Here is a 15983-nt window from a genome sequence, read left to right as displayed (position 1 = left end):
ACAGAAAAGCGGTTTCTATCTAGAAAGCCGCTTTTCTGTTTTTAGCCTTCCCTCTGGTGGCCCCCTTTAAGACGTTGAACCTCCCTACCCCACCTCCCACAACTCCTCCCAGCAAGTCGTGTACGCCGGGGTGCGCCGCTGCTGCTGCCCGTGCCAGGGCGTCGTCGACTTACCCGTTGGCATTCTGCTTCCCAGCGCCGTCGCCACCTGCACGCTGCCCTTGCCGAAGCGCTGATTCAGCGCGTCGAGCTTTTGCATGAGCCGCTCCACGCGTTCGCCACCATCCGGCGCGAACAAGCTCAGCTGCCCCTCCCCGCCTTTTTCAAAGCCGTCGAGAATCACTCCAGCTTTTTTATACACCACCCCCGGCTGCCAGAGCCGGCCGAGCAGGGCGCGGGCGAAGCGCACTAACTCGGGCGTGCTGCTGCTGGCCACGGGCAGGGTGGTCTGCGCCGAGCGCGTGTGCGGCGGCGGGGTGTTGCCAAACCGGTCCTGGCTGAGAAACACGGTCAATACACTCGCCACGGACCCCTGGCGCCGCAGCTTCTCAGCGGCCCGCGAAGCAAAGGCGGCCACGGCCCCAACGATGTCCTCGAACGCCGATAAGCTTTTGCCAAAGGTGCGGGTGCAGGCAATGCTTTGGCGCTTGAGCGTCCCGTCCTCGCTCGGCGACAAGGCTTGGCAGGGAAACCCCTGCAGCTCGCGCACGAGCCGGGCCCCCACGACCCCGCCCAAGTGCTGGCGGGCCATCGCCTCGGAGCATTGCGCTAGTCCAGCTGCGGTCGTGATGCCCAGCGCGTGCAGCTTGGTGGCGTACTGCCGACCAATGCCCCATACGTCTTCCACGGGTACTCGCGCCAGGGCCCAGGTCCGGCGCTCCGGGGAATCCAGCAGCAGGACACCCCCTAGCGAAGGGTCCTTCTTAGCCACCCGGTTGGCCAATTTAGCTAGCGTCTTGGTGGGGGCCAACCCGATGCAGGTCGGGATGTGGGTGCGCTTTTTGACCTCGGCCCGAATTTCCCGCGCGTAGCCGTCCAGACCCCAGCGCTCCATGCCGTGCAGGCTTAAAAACGCCTCGTCGATGGAGTAGATCTCCAGCTCGGGGGCCTTGCTGGCCAAGTGGCCCATGACGCGCCCGCTCATGTCGCCGTAGAGCGCGTAGTTCGAGGACAGGGCCTGCACGCCGTGAGCCTGAACCAGGTCTTTGACCTTGAACAACGGCTCGCCCATGGCAATCCCTAACGCCTTGGCCTCGGCCGAGCGCGAGACGATGCAGCCATCGTTGTTGGAGAGCACGACCACGGGCCGTCCTTCCAGCCGGGGCTGAAAAGCGCGCTCGCAGCTGACGTAGAAATTATTGCAGTCGACGAGTGCGAACATGGTGGTTGAGTTGGCCGTTGATCATTTCCGTCACGACGTGGGTCACCACGCCCCACACCTTCACGTGGTCTTTGCCGCGCACCTCGATGGCGGTGTGGGCGGGGTTGTCGGGTACGAGCCAGTAGGTGCTGCCGCGCTTTTCCAGGCGCTTGACCGTGAACTCCCCGTCCACGGCAGCCACAACTATATGCCCCACCTGGGGCTTGAGCGAGCAGTCGATGGCCAGCAGGGCCCCGTCGGGAATGTGCGAGGGCGGCCCGTCCATGCTCAGGCCGTTTACCCGGGCCAGGTAGGTATGGGTGGGATGCGGCAGCAGGATCTTGTTTAAGTCGATGGGCTGGCCCCGCTCGTCTTCGGCGGGACTAGGAAAGCCGGCCGGAATCAGGGTTTCGCACTCGATAAACCAGACGGGCTCGCGGATGATTTGCAGGATGTCAACGGTACACATAGGAGGACAGCAGATAAGAATGGACGTGCAAGTAACGGCAATTATACTAACAATGTTAGCACAATATTTCCCCAACTTAGTTAGTAACTAATATTACTAGTCATTCATAATGCGGCCAACTCTCAGGATAAGCTGTCTCTGAGTCGGCTGTTTTTGGCATTGCTCACCTCAGGTACAGCCAGCAGAAGGCCACCGCAGTCTTCAAATCAACTTGCTTTCCATCGACTAGCAGCGCCGATTTATCTGCTACCGACCACTTTCTAGTCCGATACTGGCAGGCCAAATACGTGACGGATCATCGATTTGCTTGAGGAATACGCGAGCACGAAGTATGGTCGTAGAGCTTGGCAAAAAGGGCACAGTGATATAAATTATACAACCGCTCAATTAAGAAGCATATGCGTCCCTTTGACTTCCCTTCGTAGCGCCTTCGACAGCTTCATCCCCTCAGTTAGCCCTTTCCCTGATGACCATTACGTTTGAACGGCGGACCGACCGCCCGGATGCCGCGGGGCGATGCGCCATCCACCTGCGGGCCTATTTTGAAGGTCAGCGGCTGCGCTTTGGTACCAAGGAGCACTGCCTGGCTTCGGAATGGGACGTTGAGCGTGCCCAGTTTCGGCGCACCTTCCCCGGCTTCCTGGAAGCCAATGACTATTTACAATCCTTACGCGACCGGTTGCATGCCCACTATCGGCAGCTGCGTGCTTCCGGGGCACTCATTACGCCGGAAGGGTTGAAAGCGGTGCTTAGGCCACCGGTGGTGACCAAGGCGACGCCTCCGGTAGTATGGTTGACGGACCTTTACAAAGACTATCAGACAGCGCTGCAGGCTCGGGGCAATCTGGTACCGTCCCTGGTGTCAGTGGCCACAACCTTAACTCACCTGAGCGATTTTGAAAAAGTACGGAAGCAACGCCTGCAGCTAAAGGATTACGACGTGGCCATGCATGACAAGTTTCTCGGCTATTTGCGAGGAACCCGGAAGCTAGCACAAAACTCGGTGTGCAAATCCGTAAAGCACGTAAAGGCATTTTTGCGCTATGTGCATGAAGACCTGCGGATGCCAGTGGCCGTAGAGCCCCGGCAGCTAAAGATCCAATGGGCAGAAGTCGAAAAAGTATACCTGACGGCCGCAGAGCTGGACTTGCTGGAAAACGCCACGCTGCCAAGCGCATTGGTGGGGACGCGGGACGCCTTTCTGTTCTGCTGTTACACTGGCCTGCGGCATTCGGATTTATCGGAGCTAAGCACGGCCAACGTGAAAATTTGGGACGGCAGTCGCATCCTGCGGCTGACGCAGACCAAAACGCGCACGGCCGTGAGCATTTACCTAACGCCCCCCGCGGCCGCCTTACTGGACCAATACCCTGGGCGACAGACCAAGCTGCTGCCAGTTACCTCCAATCAGGTTATGAACCGCAACGTGAAGCGAATTGCGGAGCTGGCTGGCCTGCGGGACCCAGTGGAAGTGGTAACTGTTGAGGCCGGCAAGGTGATGAAGCGTCAGCAACCTAAACACGAATTAATAAGCATGCACACAGCACGGCACACCTTCGCGGTGCTCTCGCTGCTACGGGGATTGCCGGTAGCCGTGCTGCAGAAAGTGATGGGGCACGCTAAGATTCAAACCACGATGGTATACGCGAAGGTCGTTGAAGACTTTCAGCACCACGAGATGCGACGGGTATGGGAGTCCGGGGCAGGTGTGGTCCCACGGGCATAAAGCCCTTAGCCATGGCTAGCCGGGTGTGCCTGGGCTCTTGGGCCACCACGCGCAGGCCCCAAACTTTTCTTGAAGAGAAAGACCTAAACCGAGAAAAACTTTGGGCGTTTCTGTGCCGGCTGTATCAGAAGTGATAAGGGGACAAGCCGGGGGACACTCTGGGGGACAAACCAGGGGAACAACATTCGGGCTTGTCCCCCAGAGTGTCCCCCGGAAAAGCAAAAACCCCATTTCCACGGTGGAAATGGGGTTTTATGTAGAGAGCGAGGGATTCGAACCCCCGGAGGTTTGACCCTCAACGGTTTTCAAGACCGCCGCAATCGACCACTCTGCCAGCTCTCTGGGTCAATCACACTTACGCTGTGTACGCAAATCAACAAAAAAGGCTTTTCCCAGCGCAGAAAAGCCTTTTGTAGAGAAGGGGGGATTCGAACCCCCGATACCGTTGCCGGTATAACGGTTTTCGAAACCGTCGCATTCGACCACTCTGCCACCTCTCTAACAGGCTCCCCGAGTGATTGGGGAGTGCAAAAGTAGGAAGGAATGCGGAATGCGGAATAAAGAATGAAGAATAGTTTGAAAAAATTCTTGTATTCGGCTCAAAAAGAAAGCCCTACGAAGCTGGCACTGGACACCATTAGCTTCTCACTGGGCGCCCCTCCTGTCGGGCCTTCTCGGCCAGTTGCTCCTTCAGCATCTGCTGGCGACGGCCCGTGACGGCATCCATGCTCACATTCACCTCGAAGCCGATAATCAACGTCATACACACAAATTCGAGCCACACCATAAAACCCACAAGGGCCCCAATAGAGCCGTAGAAAGTATTGTAGGAGTTAAAGATGCGGACGTAAAGCGTGAACAGAAACGACACCAAAAAGATGAGCAGCGTAGCCACAATCGCCCCCGCCGAGAGTAGCGGCCACTTGTCCTGCACTGGCGGCACGAAGTAATAAATCACGCAGGTGGTGCTCAAAAACAAGCCGACCAGCGAACCGTAACGAATGAGGGTAAGCACTAGGTCGGTGAACCGCTCGGGCACCACTTCATAGAACACCAACCAGTCCATGAGGTAGGTGCCGAAGAAGATACCCACAATGGCCAGCACCAGAATCAAGGACAGCACGAAGGTGAGCGCCGTGGCAATCATGCGCTTGCGCAAATAGCTGCGGTGCTTGAACCATGGATACTTTTTTTCGAAGGCATCGAGCAGCGCCATGATGCCATTGGAGCTGAGCACCAGGGCCGTCACGAAACCGAAGGAGAGCAAGCCCCCGTGCGGAATGTTCACGATGTCCTCGATGGTCGACGCTGTGGCGGCGTACAGCTCGCGCGGCATGAAGTCGCTCAGAAACTGCAGGATGTCCACGTTCAGGTTCGGTACAGGAATGTACGGAATGAGCGTAAACAGGAAAATGATGGTCGGAAACAGGGCCACCGTGAGGTTGAAAGCCATGTAGGCGGCGCGCTTTTCGAGGCTGTCGAGCCGCAGCTCGTGCATGATGCGGTCGAGCACATCGTAGAGCGACGCCTGGCCGCCGGGTAGCCGCAGCCGCTTCAGCCCCACAATCAGCCGGCGGTAGGACCGCTGCTTGCGCACATCGGGGAAGCGGGCACGACGAATGGCGGCGGGGGCTTTCAAAGGCGAGTGAGCAGTTAACAGTGGGCAGTCATCGACGAGGGGCAGCAGCTACCATAACAATGTTCTGCTCGCTGCTTGTTCGTTGCAAACTGGTTTTCTATTTTCGAAACGCAGCCGGGGCAGGCGCGTCGGGCGAAATCGTGCCGGGCGCAGGCAGCACTGGGCTGTCCACCTCGTCTTCGCCAAAGTACGGTGCCAGCCGCTCCTGAATGCTTTCGGGCATGGTGACGGGGCGGCCCGTGGTGGTTTTCACAAACACCATCAGCGTGTGGCCCTCGGTGAGCAGGTCGCCGACTTCGTTATAAATCTCATACTCAAACAACACCCGGGTGCCTTCGGGCGGCTGGCGCAGCAGCAGCCGCACCGTTAGCAGGTCATCGTAGCGTGCCGGGCGGCGGAAGCGGGTGCGGATTTCTCCCACCGGCATGCCCACGCCGTCGGCCTCCATGTCTTTGTAGTTGATGCCTAGCCGGCGGAAAGCTTCGGTGCGGGCTACTTCAAAATACGCTGCGTAGTTGCCATGATAGACGTAGCCCATCTGGTCGGTTTCGGCGTAGCGCACTCGGATTTGAACGTCGGAAGAATACATGGTTTTTTTGTCATGCTGAGCAGAGCGAAGCATCTTATCCTGTTCGCACCGTTAACAAACTTTTAAACCTGACAAAAGCAGCGGTGATAAGATGCTTCCTTCGTCAGCATGACAAACGTTACCGAATGCCGGCCCGGGTGAGTTCAGCTTGGTAGCGGCGGGCATTCAAAATGTGGTCCCGCTCGTTGGTAGCGAAGGCGTGGTAGCCGCTGAAGTCTTCCTTGGCGCAGAAATAGATATAATTATGCTGCTCCGGCTTCAGCACCGCGTCGATGCTGGCAATGCTGGGCAGGTTGATGGGGCCGGGCGGCAGGCCGGCGTACTTATAGGTGTTGTAGGGCGAGTCTTTTTTCAGGTGTACGTTCAGCACTCGCTTAATGGTGAAGTCGCGGTTGGCATATACTACCGTAGGGTCAGCCTGCAGTTTCATGCCTTTTTTCAGGCGGTTGAGGTACACGCCGGCTATGCGGGGCCGCTCGTCGGCGTGCTGCTGCTGCTCGGCCTCCACAATGCTGGCCAGCGTGCTCACCTGGGCCCGGGTGAGGTTGAGCTTTTCGCGCTGGGCGTCGCGGGCGGGTGTCCAGAACTTCTCGTACTCCTTCTTCATCCGCTCCATCAGGTTCGTGGCGGAGGTATTCCAATACAGTTCGTAGGTATTGGGGATGAACATGCTAAGCACGGTGGTGGTGTCGAAACCCAGGCTACGGGTGTAGCTGGGGCTGCTCAGCAGCGAGTCGATTTGAGTAGGCCGGGCATCGATTTGGTTCGAGAGCTTCTCGGCCAACTCGCCGCGTAGGCGCACGTTGGTGAAGGTGAGCTTAAGTGGCGATTGCAGGCCAGCCTTTAGCACGTTGACGAGCTGGCGGTTGGTGTAGCCTTCCTTCAGCTCGTAGCGGCCGGGCTTCACGTGCTCGGGGTACTTCATGAGCTTGGCTACGAAGTGCAAGGACAGCTTGTCGACCACCACTCCAGTTTCGTCGATGGTCTTCAGGGCTTTCTTCCAGTCCTCGCCCCGGCGAATGATGACGTGGGTCGGTTTGCCCTTAGTTTCGATATTGGCCGTAAAGAAAACCTGGTAGAAATAGTAGGAGAAGCACACCAGGCCGAGGGTGAAAATGACACTCACGGTGGCCCAGCGCCGACGGCGTTTCAGGGATTGGTCGCGGCGCTCGAGGATTGACTTTTGGGCAGGCTGGGACATGTGAAGCTGTAATGAATCGGGAGGGGCGGCACCAAAAGTACGAAAGGCCGCTAGCGTGAACCACAAGCTGCGCCGTAGTTGCTTCGTTTCGGCCGGACGTAGTACCTTGCCCGCGCCTTCGGCCCCGGCCGGCAAGCTTGTTGCTGCCCTAGCCCGTCAGTAGCCGACCTTCGCAAGCCGTAAGTTTTCAACTTCTCAACTCAGTATATGCCCGCCACGCTCCTTCGCATTCACCCCGAAAACCCACCTCATAGCCGTATCCAGCAAGCAGTTGAAGTACTACGCCGGGGCGGAGTGATTATTTACCCCACCGACACCGTCTATGGCATCGGCTGCGACGTAACCAATGCCAAGGCCGTCGAAAAAGTATGCCGCATCAAAAAGCTTTTCCCCGAGAAAGCTAACCTGAGCTTCATCTGCTCCGACCTGTCGCACATCTCCGACTACGCCCACGGCATCAGCACCTCCACCTACAAGGTCATTAAGAAAGCCCTGCCCGGGCCCTTCACTTTTATTTTCGAAGCCAGCCCCAAAGCGCCTCGCTTCGGCGGCGTGAAGCGCAAAACGGTTGGCATTCGGGTGCCCGACAACCAGATTATCCTGCAGTTGGTGAAAGAGCTGGGCAACCCCATCGTCAGCACCTCCGTGCGCGAGGATGAAAACACCCTCGAAGAATACGTAACCGACCCCGACCTGATTTTTGAAAAGTACCGCCTCCTAGTCGACCTCGTCATCGACGGCGGCTTCGGCGGCAATGTGCCCAGCACCATTGTCGATTGCACGAACGACGACTTCGACCTGATTCGCCAGGGCGCCGGCGACATCGAGCAATACTTGTAATTTCTGTGTCATTGCGAGCGCAGCGCGGCAATCCGTCCTGTTCTCCGCGACCAACACTTAAGTTGTGATACATAAAAAAAGTCCCGACGCCATCGCTGGTGCCGGGACTTTTCACATTCCAAGGCTGTTCGCGGAGAACAGGACGGATTGCCACGCTACGCTCGCAATGACACGTCAGGTTCTCTTGTGCTTCCAGCGGCGATGCGTCCAGAGGTACTGCTCGGGCCACCGCCGGATATCCTGTTCCAGGTGCCGCACAAAGGCGTCGGTTATGGGATATGAGTCGGTGGGCAAGGGAGAGTCGCCGTCGTAAAGCTCCGTCAGCACCATTTCGTAGTAGCCCCGCCGCAGCCGCCGGATGCTCACGTACACCACCGGGCACTTGAACTTGGCCGCAAGCCGGTCGGCGCTGGTGTAAAAGCCGGAGTCCTGGTTCATGAACGTAGTCCAGTAGGGCCGGTCTTCCGGCCCGGCCGCTTGGTCCGAGAGCAAGCTCACTACTCGTTTCTGACCGCGGCTTTGCACCATGTGGCGCAAAGTGTCGCGCATGGGCACGAGGCTGGCGCCCGTTCGGGTGCGCAGGTAGGTCATGAAGTATTCGAAAAACGGATTATTGAGCGGCTTGTAAATCCCGCTCACATCGGCCGACAGCCACAAGGCCCCCGAGGTGAGCACCCACTCCCAGTTGCCGGCGTGCGAGGAAAGCCCCAGCGCCATGCGGCCGGCCTGGAAATAGCGTTCCAGCACTTCGGGGTTACGCACGTTCACCCGCTGTTTGAGCTCGGCATCGGGCATCACGGCCAGCTTCAGCGTCTCCACCATCACTTGAGAAAAGTGCCGGTAGAACGCCTTGCCGATGCGCTCGATTTCAGCCGGAGATTTTTCGGGGAAAGAATTCTGCAGATTGGTTCGTACCACCTTCCACCGGTAGCGCACCACGTAGGCTAGCAGGAAGTAGATAATCTCCGCCTTTGCATAGAGCACGGGCCAAGGCAGGTGGGCCACGCGCAGCAGCACCCAACGCAGCGGCTCGTAATACCAAGGATAAGAGCGGGAAGTGAGCGGGGTATTTGCCTCGTTAACTGTACTGCTCATCGGGGCACGGCGGCGCCCGCCGGCGCGTATTCCGGAGAGTTTCGCTCACCAATGACCCGGTGGCCAGTAAGCAGCGTTTTATTGCCCGGCCCGCCATACACTTCTATAAACAAGGTAAAAGGCCCATCCGGCAGCGGGCCCAACGGCAACTGGCCCGCCACGGCGGTAGGACGCCCGCTTTGGGCATTGAGGACAGCGTCAGCATCGGCGGCCGAACCGTCGGGAGTGGTGAGGTGGTAATGCACGCGCAGGGGCTGGCCGGTGGGCGCGTTATGAAGCTCAGTATAAAAGAAGATATTTTCGGTGCCCCGGGCGTACACGTTGCCCGGCGTGCGCGTGAGCCGGTAGCCGCCCCGCGAAAAGTTATCGACGCCCACGCTACGAGCCGCGGGCCGGGCCAGCAGCACAATGTCACTGAAAAACGGCCCCGCTGGGGCCTCCAGCACCAGCGGCTTTTCTACTGTGGTTTCACCGTTGGCGGTGCGGTATTGGTCGCGCACGGTGCCGCGCACGGTGTATTTGCCATCGGGCAGCAGAATTCTCTTTAGGAAGCTTTGTGGGTTTTTGATGGCGATGGTGGTGTCGTTGAGCACCGGGGGCTTCAGTGTCACTACTTCGCGGTAGGCGGGCGTGCCGTCCGCTTTCAGCACTTCCAGCGTGACGATAGCCGCCGACTGAAACGATTTTGGCGCCCGCTGCCGGTAGGTGAGCGACTGCGTGGGCACCGTTACGTAGATTTCTACTTCAGCGCCCTTCTCCACCTTGTTTAGGTTGCGAAAACGGGCCACGTCTATCAGAATCTGGGGCGGGCCCGCGTAGGCCGCCAGATGCAGCAGCAGGGCAAAAACAACGAGAACTGGGCTTCTTAACATGGTAAGCAAAGGTAAGGAGGTGCAACTTGGCATATCTGGCAGATTTCGTTTGCTTTGGCTTGGGCTGCTGAAACATAATAGCAGGCTTAAGTGGACGCTAGGAGCAACTGCTGTCCTCCCAAAGCGACGGGCTTAGCCAAACAGTTGCAACTTTCAGCCCAAACCGCCCGCCACGCGCAGTTTCCTGCGCCACTCTATTCATCCCGTGATACTATTAACCGAGCTCCACTACCACCCCCCTGCCGCGCTATTCGCCGAATTACTTCGGGCCGACGGCATCCTGCTGGAAGCCCACGAGCACTACCGCAAGCAAACCTACCGCAACCGCTGCCTCATCCGAACGGCGCAGGGAGTGCAGCCGCTCACGGTGCCGGTCATCGATGGCAACCGGGCCGGGAAGGTCAGTATGTCAGCCATAGAAATTGATTACCGCCAGAACTGGATTCACCGCCACTGGCGCACCCTCCAAACCGCCTACGGAAACAGTCCGTACTTCGAATATTATGCGGACTACCTGCATGACATTTACATTCAAAAGCCTACCTTGCTTTTCGACCTGAACCTGCAATTCCTCCAGCTTTTGCTGCGCTGTTTCCGACTGACCCTGCCCCTGCACCTCACTGAGGAATACCTTCCTAATTACACCACGCAACCTTCTTCCGAGAAATTTGGTCTTACTGATAGTCAATCACTCATCGCCGACCGGCGCGACTGGTTGACACCCAAGACCAATTCAAAAGCGGTAGAACCTGACAGTCCGGCAGCCCATTCCCTGGTGCGGCCGTACCCCCAAGTGTTTGGCCCATCTTTTGAGCCTGGGCTAAGTGTTCTGGACCTGCTTTTCTCGCAGGGCCCGGCAGCCGGCGCTTATTTATAGTAAACTGCCTTTTTTAGGTAACCTGTATTTTTCCGCTGACGTTAGATTAAGTGCTTACGTGTCGTAACCGGCCCGAACCTTCGCCCGAGACTGCTTGTTTTCAAGCTACATCGGCCCAACCCGTTTTGCGTGTATTATTCCCGACGCGGGGCTATTTGATTTTTCACTACGTTTATTGGCATGGAAGCTAAATTCTCAAACCGCGTCAAAGAGGTTATTTCCCTCAGTCGGGAAGAGGCCATCCGTCTCGGCCACGACTATATCGGCACCGAGCACTTGCTGCTCGGCATGATTCGCGAGGCGGAGGGCACGGCCCTTGGCCTGCTGCGCAAGCTGGGCGTGAGCATCGACGAGCTTAAGTTCTCGTTGGAGCAGGCCACGCGCAACACCGCGACCCAGGGCACTAGCATCACCGGCTCGATTCCGCTCACGAAGCAGACCGAGAAGGTGTTGAAAATAACCTACTTGGAGGCGAAAATCTTCAAGTCCGAAATCATCGGCACCGAACACCTGCTGTTGTCTATTCTGCGGGACGAAGACAACATATCTTCTCAAATTCTTTCCAAGTTTAACGTGAACTACGAAACTGTGCGCGACTCGCTGGACTACCACGGCAATGCCTCGCCGAGCCCCAAAGCCGGCCCGGACACCGACGACGACGATAACGACAAGCTGTTCGGCTCGTCGGGCCCCGGTGGGCGCGGCAGCTCCGGCAGCGCAGCCGCCAAGAAGCCCGGCGAAAAATCGCGCACTCCGGTGCTCGACAACTTCGGCCGCGACCTCACCAAGCTGGCTGAAGACGATAAGCTCGACCCCATCGTAGGTCGTGAAAAAGAAATTGAGCGTGTGGCCCAAATCCTGAGCCGCCGCAAAAAGAACAACCCGATTCTAATCGGTGAGCCCGGCGTGGGTAAAACGGCCATTGCCGAAGGCCTCGCCCTGCGCATCATCCAGAAGAAAGTGAGCCGCGTGCTGTTCAACAAGCGCGTTGTTACGCTGGACCTGGCTTCGCTGGTAGCCGGCACCAAGTACCGCGGCCAGTTTGAGGAGCGCATGAAGGCCGTGATGAACGAGCTGGAGAAATCGCCCGACGTGATTCTGTTCATCGACGAGCTGCACACCATCGTGGGCGCCGGCGGTGCTTCGGGCTCGCTCGACGCTTCGAACATGTTCAAGCCGGCTTTGGCCCGCGGCGAGATTCAATGCATCGGCGCCACTACGCTGGATGAGTACCGCCAGTACATCGAGAAAGACGGCGCCCTGGCCCGTCGTTTCCAGATGGTGATGGTAGACCCCACCACGCCCGAGGAGACCATCGAAATCCTGCACAACATCAAGGACAAGTATCAGGACCACCACCACGTGGTGTACACCGACAAGGCCATTGAGCAGTGCGTATTGCTGTCGGACCGCTACATGAGCGACCGTTTCCTGCCGGACAAGGCCATCGACATTCTCGATGAGGCCGGTGCCCGCGTGCACATCAACAACATTGTGGTGCCCGAGGACATTCTCACGCTCGAAGAGCAGATTGAGAACATCAAAGGCGAAAAGAACCGCGTGGTGAAATCGCAGAAATACGAGGAAGCCGCCAAGCTCCGCGACACCGAGAAGAAGCTTCTGGACCAACTCGAAACCGCTAAGAAAAGCTGGGAAGAGGAGACCAAAAAGAAGCGCTACACGGTGAAAGAGGAGAACGTGGCCGAGGTTATCGCCATGATGACCGGCATCCCCGTTTCGCGCGTGGCCCAGAACGAAAGCCAGAAACTCCTCAACATGAACGAGGAGCTGCAGGGCAAAGTAATTGGCCAGGACAAAGCCATCAAGCAACTGGTGAAAGCCATTCAGCGCACTCGCGTGGGCCTGAAGGACCCCAAGAAGCCGATTGGTTCGTTCGTATTCCTCGGCCCAACTGGTGTAGGTAAGACGGAGTTGGCCAAAGTGCTTGCCACTTACCTCTTCGACAAAGAAGATGCGCTGGTGCGCGTCGACATGTCGGAATACATGGAGAAATTCAGCGTATCGCGCCTGGTTGGCGCGCCTCCCGGCTACGTGGGCTACGAAGAGGGCGGTCAGCTGACGGAGAAAATCCGCCGCAAGCCGTACTCGGTTATCCTGCTCGACGAGATTGAGAAGGCTCACCCGGACGTGTATAACCTGCTCCTGCAGGTGCTGGACGACGGTATCCTAACCGACGGTCTCGGCCGCAAGGTGGACTTCCGGAACACCATCATCATCATGACCTCGAACATCGGGGCACGTGACCTGCAGGACTTCGGCGCCGGCATCGGCTTCGGCACCAAGGCCCGCCAAGACAACATGGACGAGCTGACCAAGGGCACCATCACCAACGCCCTGAAGAAGACCTTCTCGCCCGAATTCCTGAACCGTTTGGATGACGTCATCGTCTTTAACTCGCTCGACAAGAAGGACATTCACAAAATCATCGACATCAGCCTCAGCAAGCTCCTTTCGCGGGTGCAGGCCCTAGGCTACCGTGTCGAGCTGACCGAAGCGGCCAAGGATTATGTGGCCGACAAAGGCTACGACCCGAAATACGGTGCTCGCCCGCTGAACCGCGCCATCCAGAAGTACATCGAAGACCCGATTGCTGAGGAAATCCTGAAAGCGCAGGTGGTGCACGGCGACGTGATCACCGCCGACTATGCGGAAGGTGCGGAAGAGCTGACTTTTGCGGTGAGCAAGAGCGGCGAAGCCCAGAACCTGGCGAGTGACGAGCGTCCGGCCGACAAGCCCGAAGCGCCCGACACGGACTCGAAGAAGTAATTCAGTTGTAGCACTTGCATTTGCAAGAGCAGTAAAGAAGAAGCCGGTTCCAGCAATGGAACCGGCTTTTTTTGTTGCTTATCTATTACCTTGAGTCTAGGTTTTGACCAATTTTAATCGATTTGAAACAATTCTAATTCTCATCATGAATTTTCTGCACAAGGCAATCTTGGCTGGAGTTAGTATGGCCCTGCTCAGTGGTAGCGCATTGGCGCAATTGGCACCGGTAGCGCCTATTAAGCCCAAAGTGTTTACCAATTTTGGCGTCACGCGCACCGACAATTACTATTGGCTAAACCAGCCTACCAATGCGGAAGTACTGAAGTATCTGAACGCGGAAAATGCTTATTTTGAGAAGCAGATGGCTGGTGCCCAGGCTACGCAAAAGAAGCTGGTTGCAGAAATAAAAGGGCGCATCAAGCAGGAAGATGCGTCGATGCCGTATCGCGACAATGGCTACTATTACTATACCCGCTTTGAGTTCGGCAGCGAATACCCCATTTACTGCCGCAAGAAGGGCGCCACCATTGAATCGGAAGAAGTCCTGCTAAACGGGGATGAAATGGGCACAGGCCGCCCCTATTTTCAAATTGGCGACTGGTCTGTGAGCGACAACAACCAGCTGTTGGCTTTCACCGCTGATACCGTTAGCCGGCGCCTCTACACGCTGCGGTTTAAGAACCTGCTCACGGGCCAACTCTTTCCGGAGCGCATTGCCAATACCGGGGGCGAAGTGGTGTGGGCCGCCGACAACAAGACGGTTTTCTACACTAAAAAAGATGTAACCACCCTGCTGCCCTACCAGGTATACCGGCACACGGTGGGCACTGACCCTAAAACCGATGCCGTGGTGTATGAGGAGCACGACAACACGTTCAACGTGCGTGTGAGCCGCTCGAAATCGCGGAAGTACGTGGCTATTGAGCTGACCAGTTCGTTGTCATCCGAATACCGTTACATCGATGCCCTGACCCCGACGGCTAAGTTCAACACGTTTTTGCGCCGGGAGAAAGACCACCTCTACCACGTAGAGCACCTGGGCGACAAGTTCTACGTGCGCACCAACTGGGAGGCGCCCAATTACCGCCTCATGGTGACGCCCGTAATCAATACTGCCAAAGCATCCTGGCGCGATGCCATTACCCGCCACCCCGAAATTTTCCTTGACAACTTCGCGCTTTTTCGTGAATACCTGGTGCTGAACGAGCGCAAAGGCGGCCTGCGCCAGCTACACGTAGTGAGCTTCAAAGACAAGCAGGAGCATTACCTCCCGTTTGAGGAGCCGGCTTACACGGCCACCATCGGCACCAACGCGGAACAAGACACTCCCCTGCTGCGCTACAACTACACCTCGCTGACCACGCCGGCCTCCATATTTGAATACGACATGAGCACGCGCACCAGCACCCTGCTCAAGGAGCAGCCGGTGCTAGGCGGCTTCAACAAGCGGGACTACGTGACGGAGCGCATTTTCGTAAAATCGCGTGACAATGTCTTCATTCCCATGTCCTTAGTGTACAAGAAGGGCACAAAGCTGGACGGCACGGCACCGCTGCTGCAGTATGCCTACGGCTCTTACGGCGCTTCGCAGGACCCCACGTTCAGCGCCGCTCGCCTGAGTTTGCTGAACCAGGGTTTCGTCTATGCGCTCTGCAATATTCGCGGAGGGCAGGAAATGGGGCGGCAGTGGTTTGAGAATGGTCGCATGCTAAATAAGAAGAACAGCTTCAACGACTTCATCGACTGTTCGCTCTACCTCACCAAGCCTCAGGAAGCCACGGTGGCGGGCAGCAAAGCCAAGCAGCAGTACACCGCCACCGATAAGCTCTTTGCTATGGGTGGCAGCGCCGGCGGCCTGCTCATGGGCGCGGTGCTGAACATGCGCCCCGACCTGTATAAGGGCGTGATTGCCGTCGTGCCGTTTGTCGATGTGGTTACGACGATGTCGGACCCCACCATACCGCTCACTACCAGCGAGTACGACCAGTGGGGCAACCCCGCCGATGAAGACTACTTCAACTACATGCTCTCGTACTCGCCCTACGACAACGTAAAGGCCCAGGCCTATCCCAATATGCTGGTCACGACCGGCCTCTACGATTCGCAGGTGCAGTACTATGAGCCGGCCAAGTGGGTAGCCAAGCTGCGCGCCCTGAAAACCGATAAGAACCAATTGCTGCTGCATACGGACATGAGCGCCGGCCACGGCGGGGCATCGGGCCGCTTTAAGTCCATTGATGATACGGCTCGGCAGTACGCGTTTATGCTCATGCTGCTGGGCAAGAACTTGTAAGCTATTCTCCATGCACTTGCTTCGTCTGTCATGCTGAGCTTGCGAAGCACCTTATCACGTACCCCCGACTCGTTGTGACGTGATAAGGTGCTTCGCAAGCTCAGCATGACAGACGATTTTTACTTACCCCTAACTTGACTTCGAAACGCTTTCGGAATATCGCGGCCATAATCTACCCGTAACCTACCTTTGGCCTCCCACTCCGCGCTTCATTCCCACCAGCGCGCTTACCCTGA

12 protein-coding genes and 2 tRNA genes are annotated in these 15983 nt (G+C 57.4%); 5 read left to right on the top strand and 9 right to left on the bottom strand.

Annotated features, from left to right (window positions below):
- Nucleotides 1-84: 84 nt before the first annotated feature.
- Together BMZ66_RS12280 and BMZ66_RS12275 are read right to left on the bottom strand one after the other, a co-directional pair.
- A complete protein-coding gene (locus tag BMZ66_RS12280; RefSeq protein WP_092673418.1) occupies nucleotides 85-1380 on the bottom strand; it encodes a Y-family DNA polymerase in 1296 nt (431 codons plus the stop codon).
- Nucleotides 1355-1828, bottom strand: coding sequence for a LexA family protein (locus tag BMZ66_RS12275; protein ID WP_092673415.1), 474 nt, complete (start codon nucleotides 1826-1828; stop codon nucleotides 1355-1357). The genes BMZ66_RS12280 and BMZ66_RS12275 overlap by 26 nt, the downstream gene beginning before the upstream one ends.
- Before the next feature lie 466 nt (nucleotides 1829-2294).
- Here BMZ66_RS12275 and BMZ66_RS12270 point away from each other — a divergent pair, with 466 nt between their 5' ends.
- Complete coding sequence (locus BMZ66_RS12270) at nucleotides 2295-3554, top strand: site-specific integrase (RefSeq protein ID WP_092673411.1); 1260 nt, start codon at nucleotides 2295-2297, stop codon at nucleotides 3552-3554.
- 257 nt (nucleotides 3555-3811) lie between these two features.
- Here BMZ66_RS12270 and BMZ66_RS12265 read toward each other — a convergent pair.
- The 5 genes from BMZ66_RS12265 to mltG form a co-directional block, all read right to left on the bottom strand.
- Nucleotides 3812-3896 (bottom strand) — tRNA-Ser (locus tag BMZ66_RS12265).
- A 71-nt stretch (nucleotides 3897-3967) separates the two neighbouring features.
- Nucleotides 3968-4054, bottom strand: a tRNA-Ser gene (locus BMZ66_RS12260).
- Between the two features lie 137 nt (nucleotides 4055-4191).
- Nucleotides 4192-5193 (bottom strand): YihY/virulence factor BrkB family protein, encoded by a 1002-nt coding sequence (locus BMZ66_RS12255; protein WP_092673408.1) that lies wholly within the window; start codon nucleotides 5191-5193, stop codon nucleotides 4192-4194.
- Between the two features lie 97 nt (nucleotides 5194-5290).
- On the bottom strand, nucleotides 5291-5782 hold the full coding sequence (locus BMZ66_RS12250) for an acyl-CoA thioesterase (RefSeq protein ID WP_092674732.1): 492 nt from the start codon (nucleotides 5780-5782) through the stop codon (nucleotides 5291-5293).
- Nucleotides 5783-5900: 118 nt separating this feature from the next.
- Nucleotides 5901-6983 carry an endolytic transglycosylase MltG gene (gene mltG, locus BMZ66_RS12245; protein WP_092673405.1) on the bottom strand — a complete coding sequence of 361 codons (1083 nt, stop codon included), beginning with the start codon at nucleotides 6981-6983 and terminating at the stop codon, nucleotides 5901-5903.
- Between the two features lie 207 nt (nucleotides 6984-7190).
- Between mltG and BMZ66_RS12240 the strand changes: the two genes are divergently transcribed.
- The gene (locus BMZ66_RS12240; RefSeq protein WP_092673402.1) at nucleotides 7191-7823 is read left to right on the top strand and encodes an L-threonylcarbamoyladenylate synthase; all 633 of its coding nucleotides are present in this window, start codon (nucleotides 7191-7193) and stop codon (nucleotides 7821-7823) included.
- Between the two features lie 174 nt (nucleotides 7824-7997).
- Here the strand turns inward: BMZ66_RS12240 and BMZ66_RS12235 are convergent, their stop codons facing one another.
- Nucleotides 7998-8918 (bottom strand): lysophospholipid acyltransferase family protein, encoded by a 921-nt coding sequence (locus BMZ66_RS12235; protein WP_234795078.1) that lies wholly within the window; start codon nucleotides 8916-8918, stop codon nucleotides 7998-8000.
- Nucleotides 8915-9790, bottom strand: a complete 876-nt coding sequence (locus tag BMZ66_RS12230; RefSeq protein WP_092673399.1) for a hypothetical protein — start codon at nucleotides 9788-9790, stop codon at nucleotides 8915-8917. The genes BMZ66_RS12235 and BMZ66_RS12230 overlap by 4 nt, the downstream gene beginning before the upstream one ends.
- Before the next feature lie 205 nt (nucleotides 9791-9995).
- Here BMZ66_RS12230 and BMZ66_RS12225 point away from each other — a divergent pair, with 205 nt between their 5' ends.
- The 3 genes from BMZ66_RS12225 (at nucleotide 9996) to BMZ66_RS12215 (ending at nucleotide 15747) form a co-directional block, all read left to right on the top strand.
- A complete protein-coding gene (locus BMZ66_RS12225) occupies nucleotides 9996-10667 on the top strand; it encodes a WbqC family protein (RefSeq protein ID WP_177204705.1) in 672 nt (223 codons plus the stop codon).
- Nucleotides 10668-10847: 180 nt separating this feature from the next.
- A complete protein-coding gene (locus BMZ66_RS12220) occupies nucleotides 10848-13454 on the top strand; it encodes an ATP-dependent Clp protease ATP-binding subunit (RefSeq protein WP_092673393.1) in 2607 nt (868 codons plus the stop codon).
- A gap of 145 nt (nucleotides 13455-13599) precedes the next feature.
- Entirely contained in the window at nucleotides 13600-15747 is a 2148-nt protein-coding gene (locus BMZ66_RS12215) for a S9 family peptidase (RefSeq protein ID WP_234795077.1), read from the top strand.
- Nucleotides 15748-15983: the final 236 nt, after the last annotated feature.

Origin of the sequence: Hymenobacter arizonensis (assembly GCF_900115775.1) — a bacterium.
GTDB lineage: Bacteria > Bacteroidota > Bacteroidia > Cytophagales > Hymenobacteraceae > Hymenobacter > Hymenobacter arizonensis.
The sequence above is the reverse complement of the archived record's forward strand: the minus strand, read 5'-3'. Positions and strand labels throughout refer to the sequence as shown.

Bases quoted from the DNA above. Each gene is read 5' to 3' on its own strand.
- BMZ66_RS12235 (WP_234795078.1), bottom strand. From the start codon at position 8,918: ATGAGCAGTACAGTTAACGAGGCAAATACCCCGCTCACTTCCCGCTCT.
- BMZ66_RS12280 (WP_092673418.1), bottom strand. From the start codon at position 1,380: ATGTTCGCACTCGTCGACTGCAATAATTTCTACGTCAGCTGCGAGCGC.
- BMZ66_RS12275 (WP_092673415.1), bottom strand. From the start codon at position 1,828: ATGTGTACCGTTGACATCCTGCAAATCATCCGCGAGCCCGTCTGGTTT.
- mltG (WP_092673405.1), bottom strand. From the start codon at position 6,983: ATGTCCCAGCCTGCCCAAAAGTCAATCCTCGAGCGCCGCGACCAATCC.
- BMZ66_RS12240 (WP_092673402.1), top strand. From the start codon at position 7,191: ATGCCCGCCACGCTCCTTCGCATTCACCCCGAAAACCCACCTCATAGC.
- BMZ66_RS12270 (WP_092673411.1), top strand. From the start codon at position 2,295: ATGACCATTACGTTTGAACGGCGGACCGACCGCCCGGATGCCGCGGGG.
- BMZ66_RS12230 (WP_092673399.1), bottom strand. From the start codon at position 9,790: ATGTTAAGAAGCCCAGTTCTCGTTGTTTTTGCCCTGCTGCTGCATCTG.
- BMZ66_RS12220 (WP_092673393.1), top strand. From the start codon at position 10,848: ATGGAAGCTAAATTCTCAAACCGCGTCAAAGAGGTTATTTCCCTCAGT.
- BMZ66_RS12215 (WP_234795077.1), top strand. From the start codon at position 13,600: ATGAATTTTCTGCACAAGGCAATCTTGGCTGGAGTTAGTATGGCCCTG.
- BMZ66_RS12250 (WP_092674732.1), bottom strand. From the start codon at position 5,782: ATGTATTCTTCCGACGTTCAAATCCGAGTGCGCTACGCCGAAACCGAC.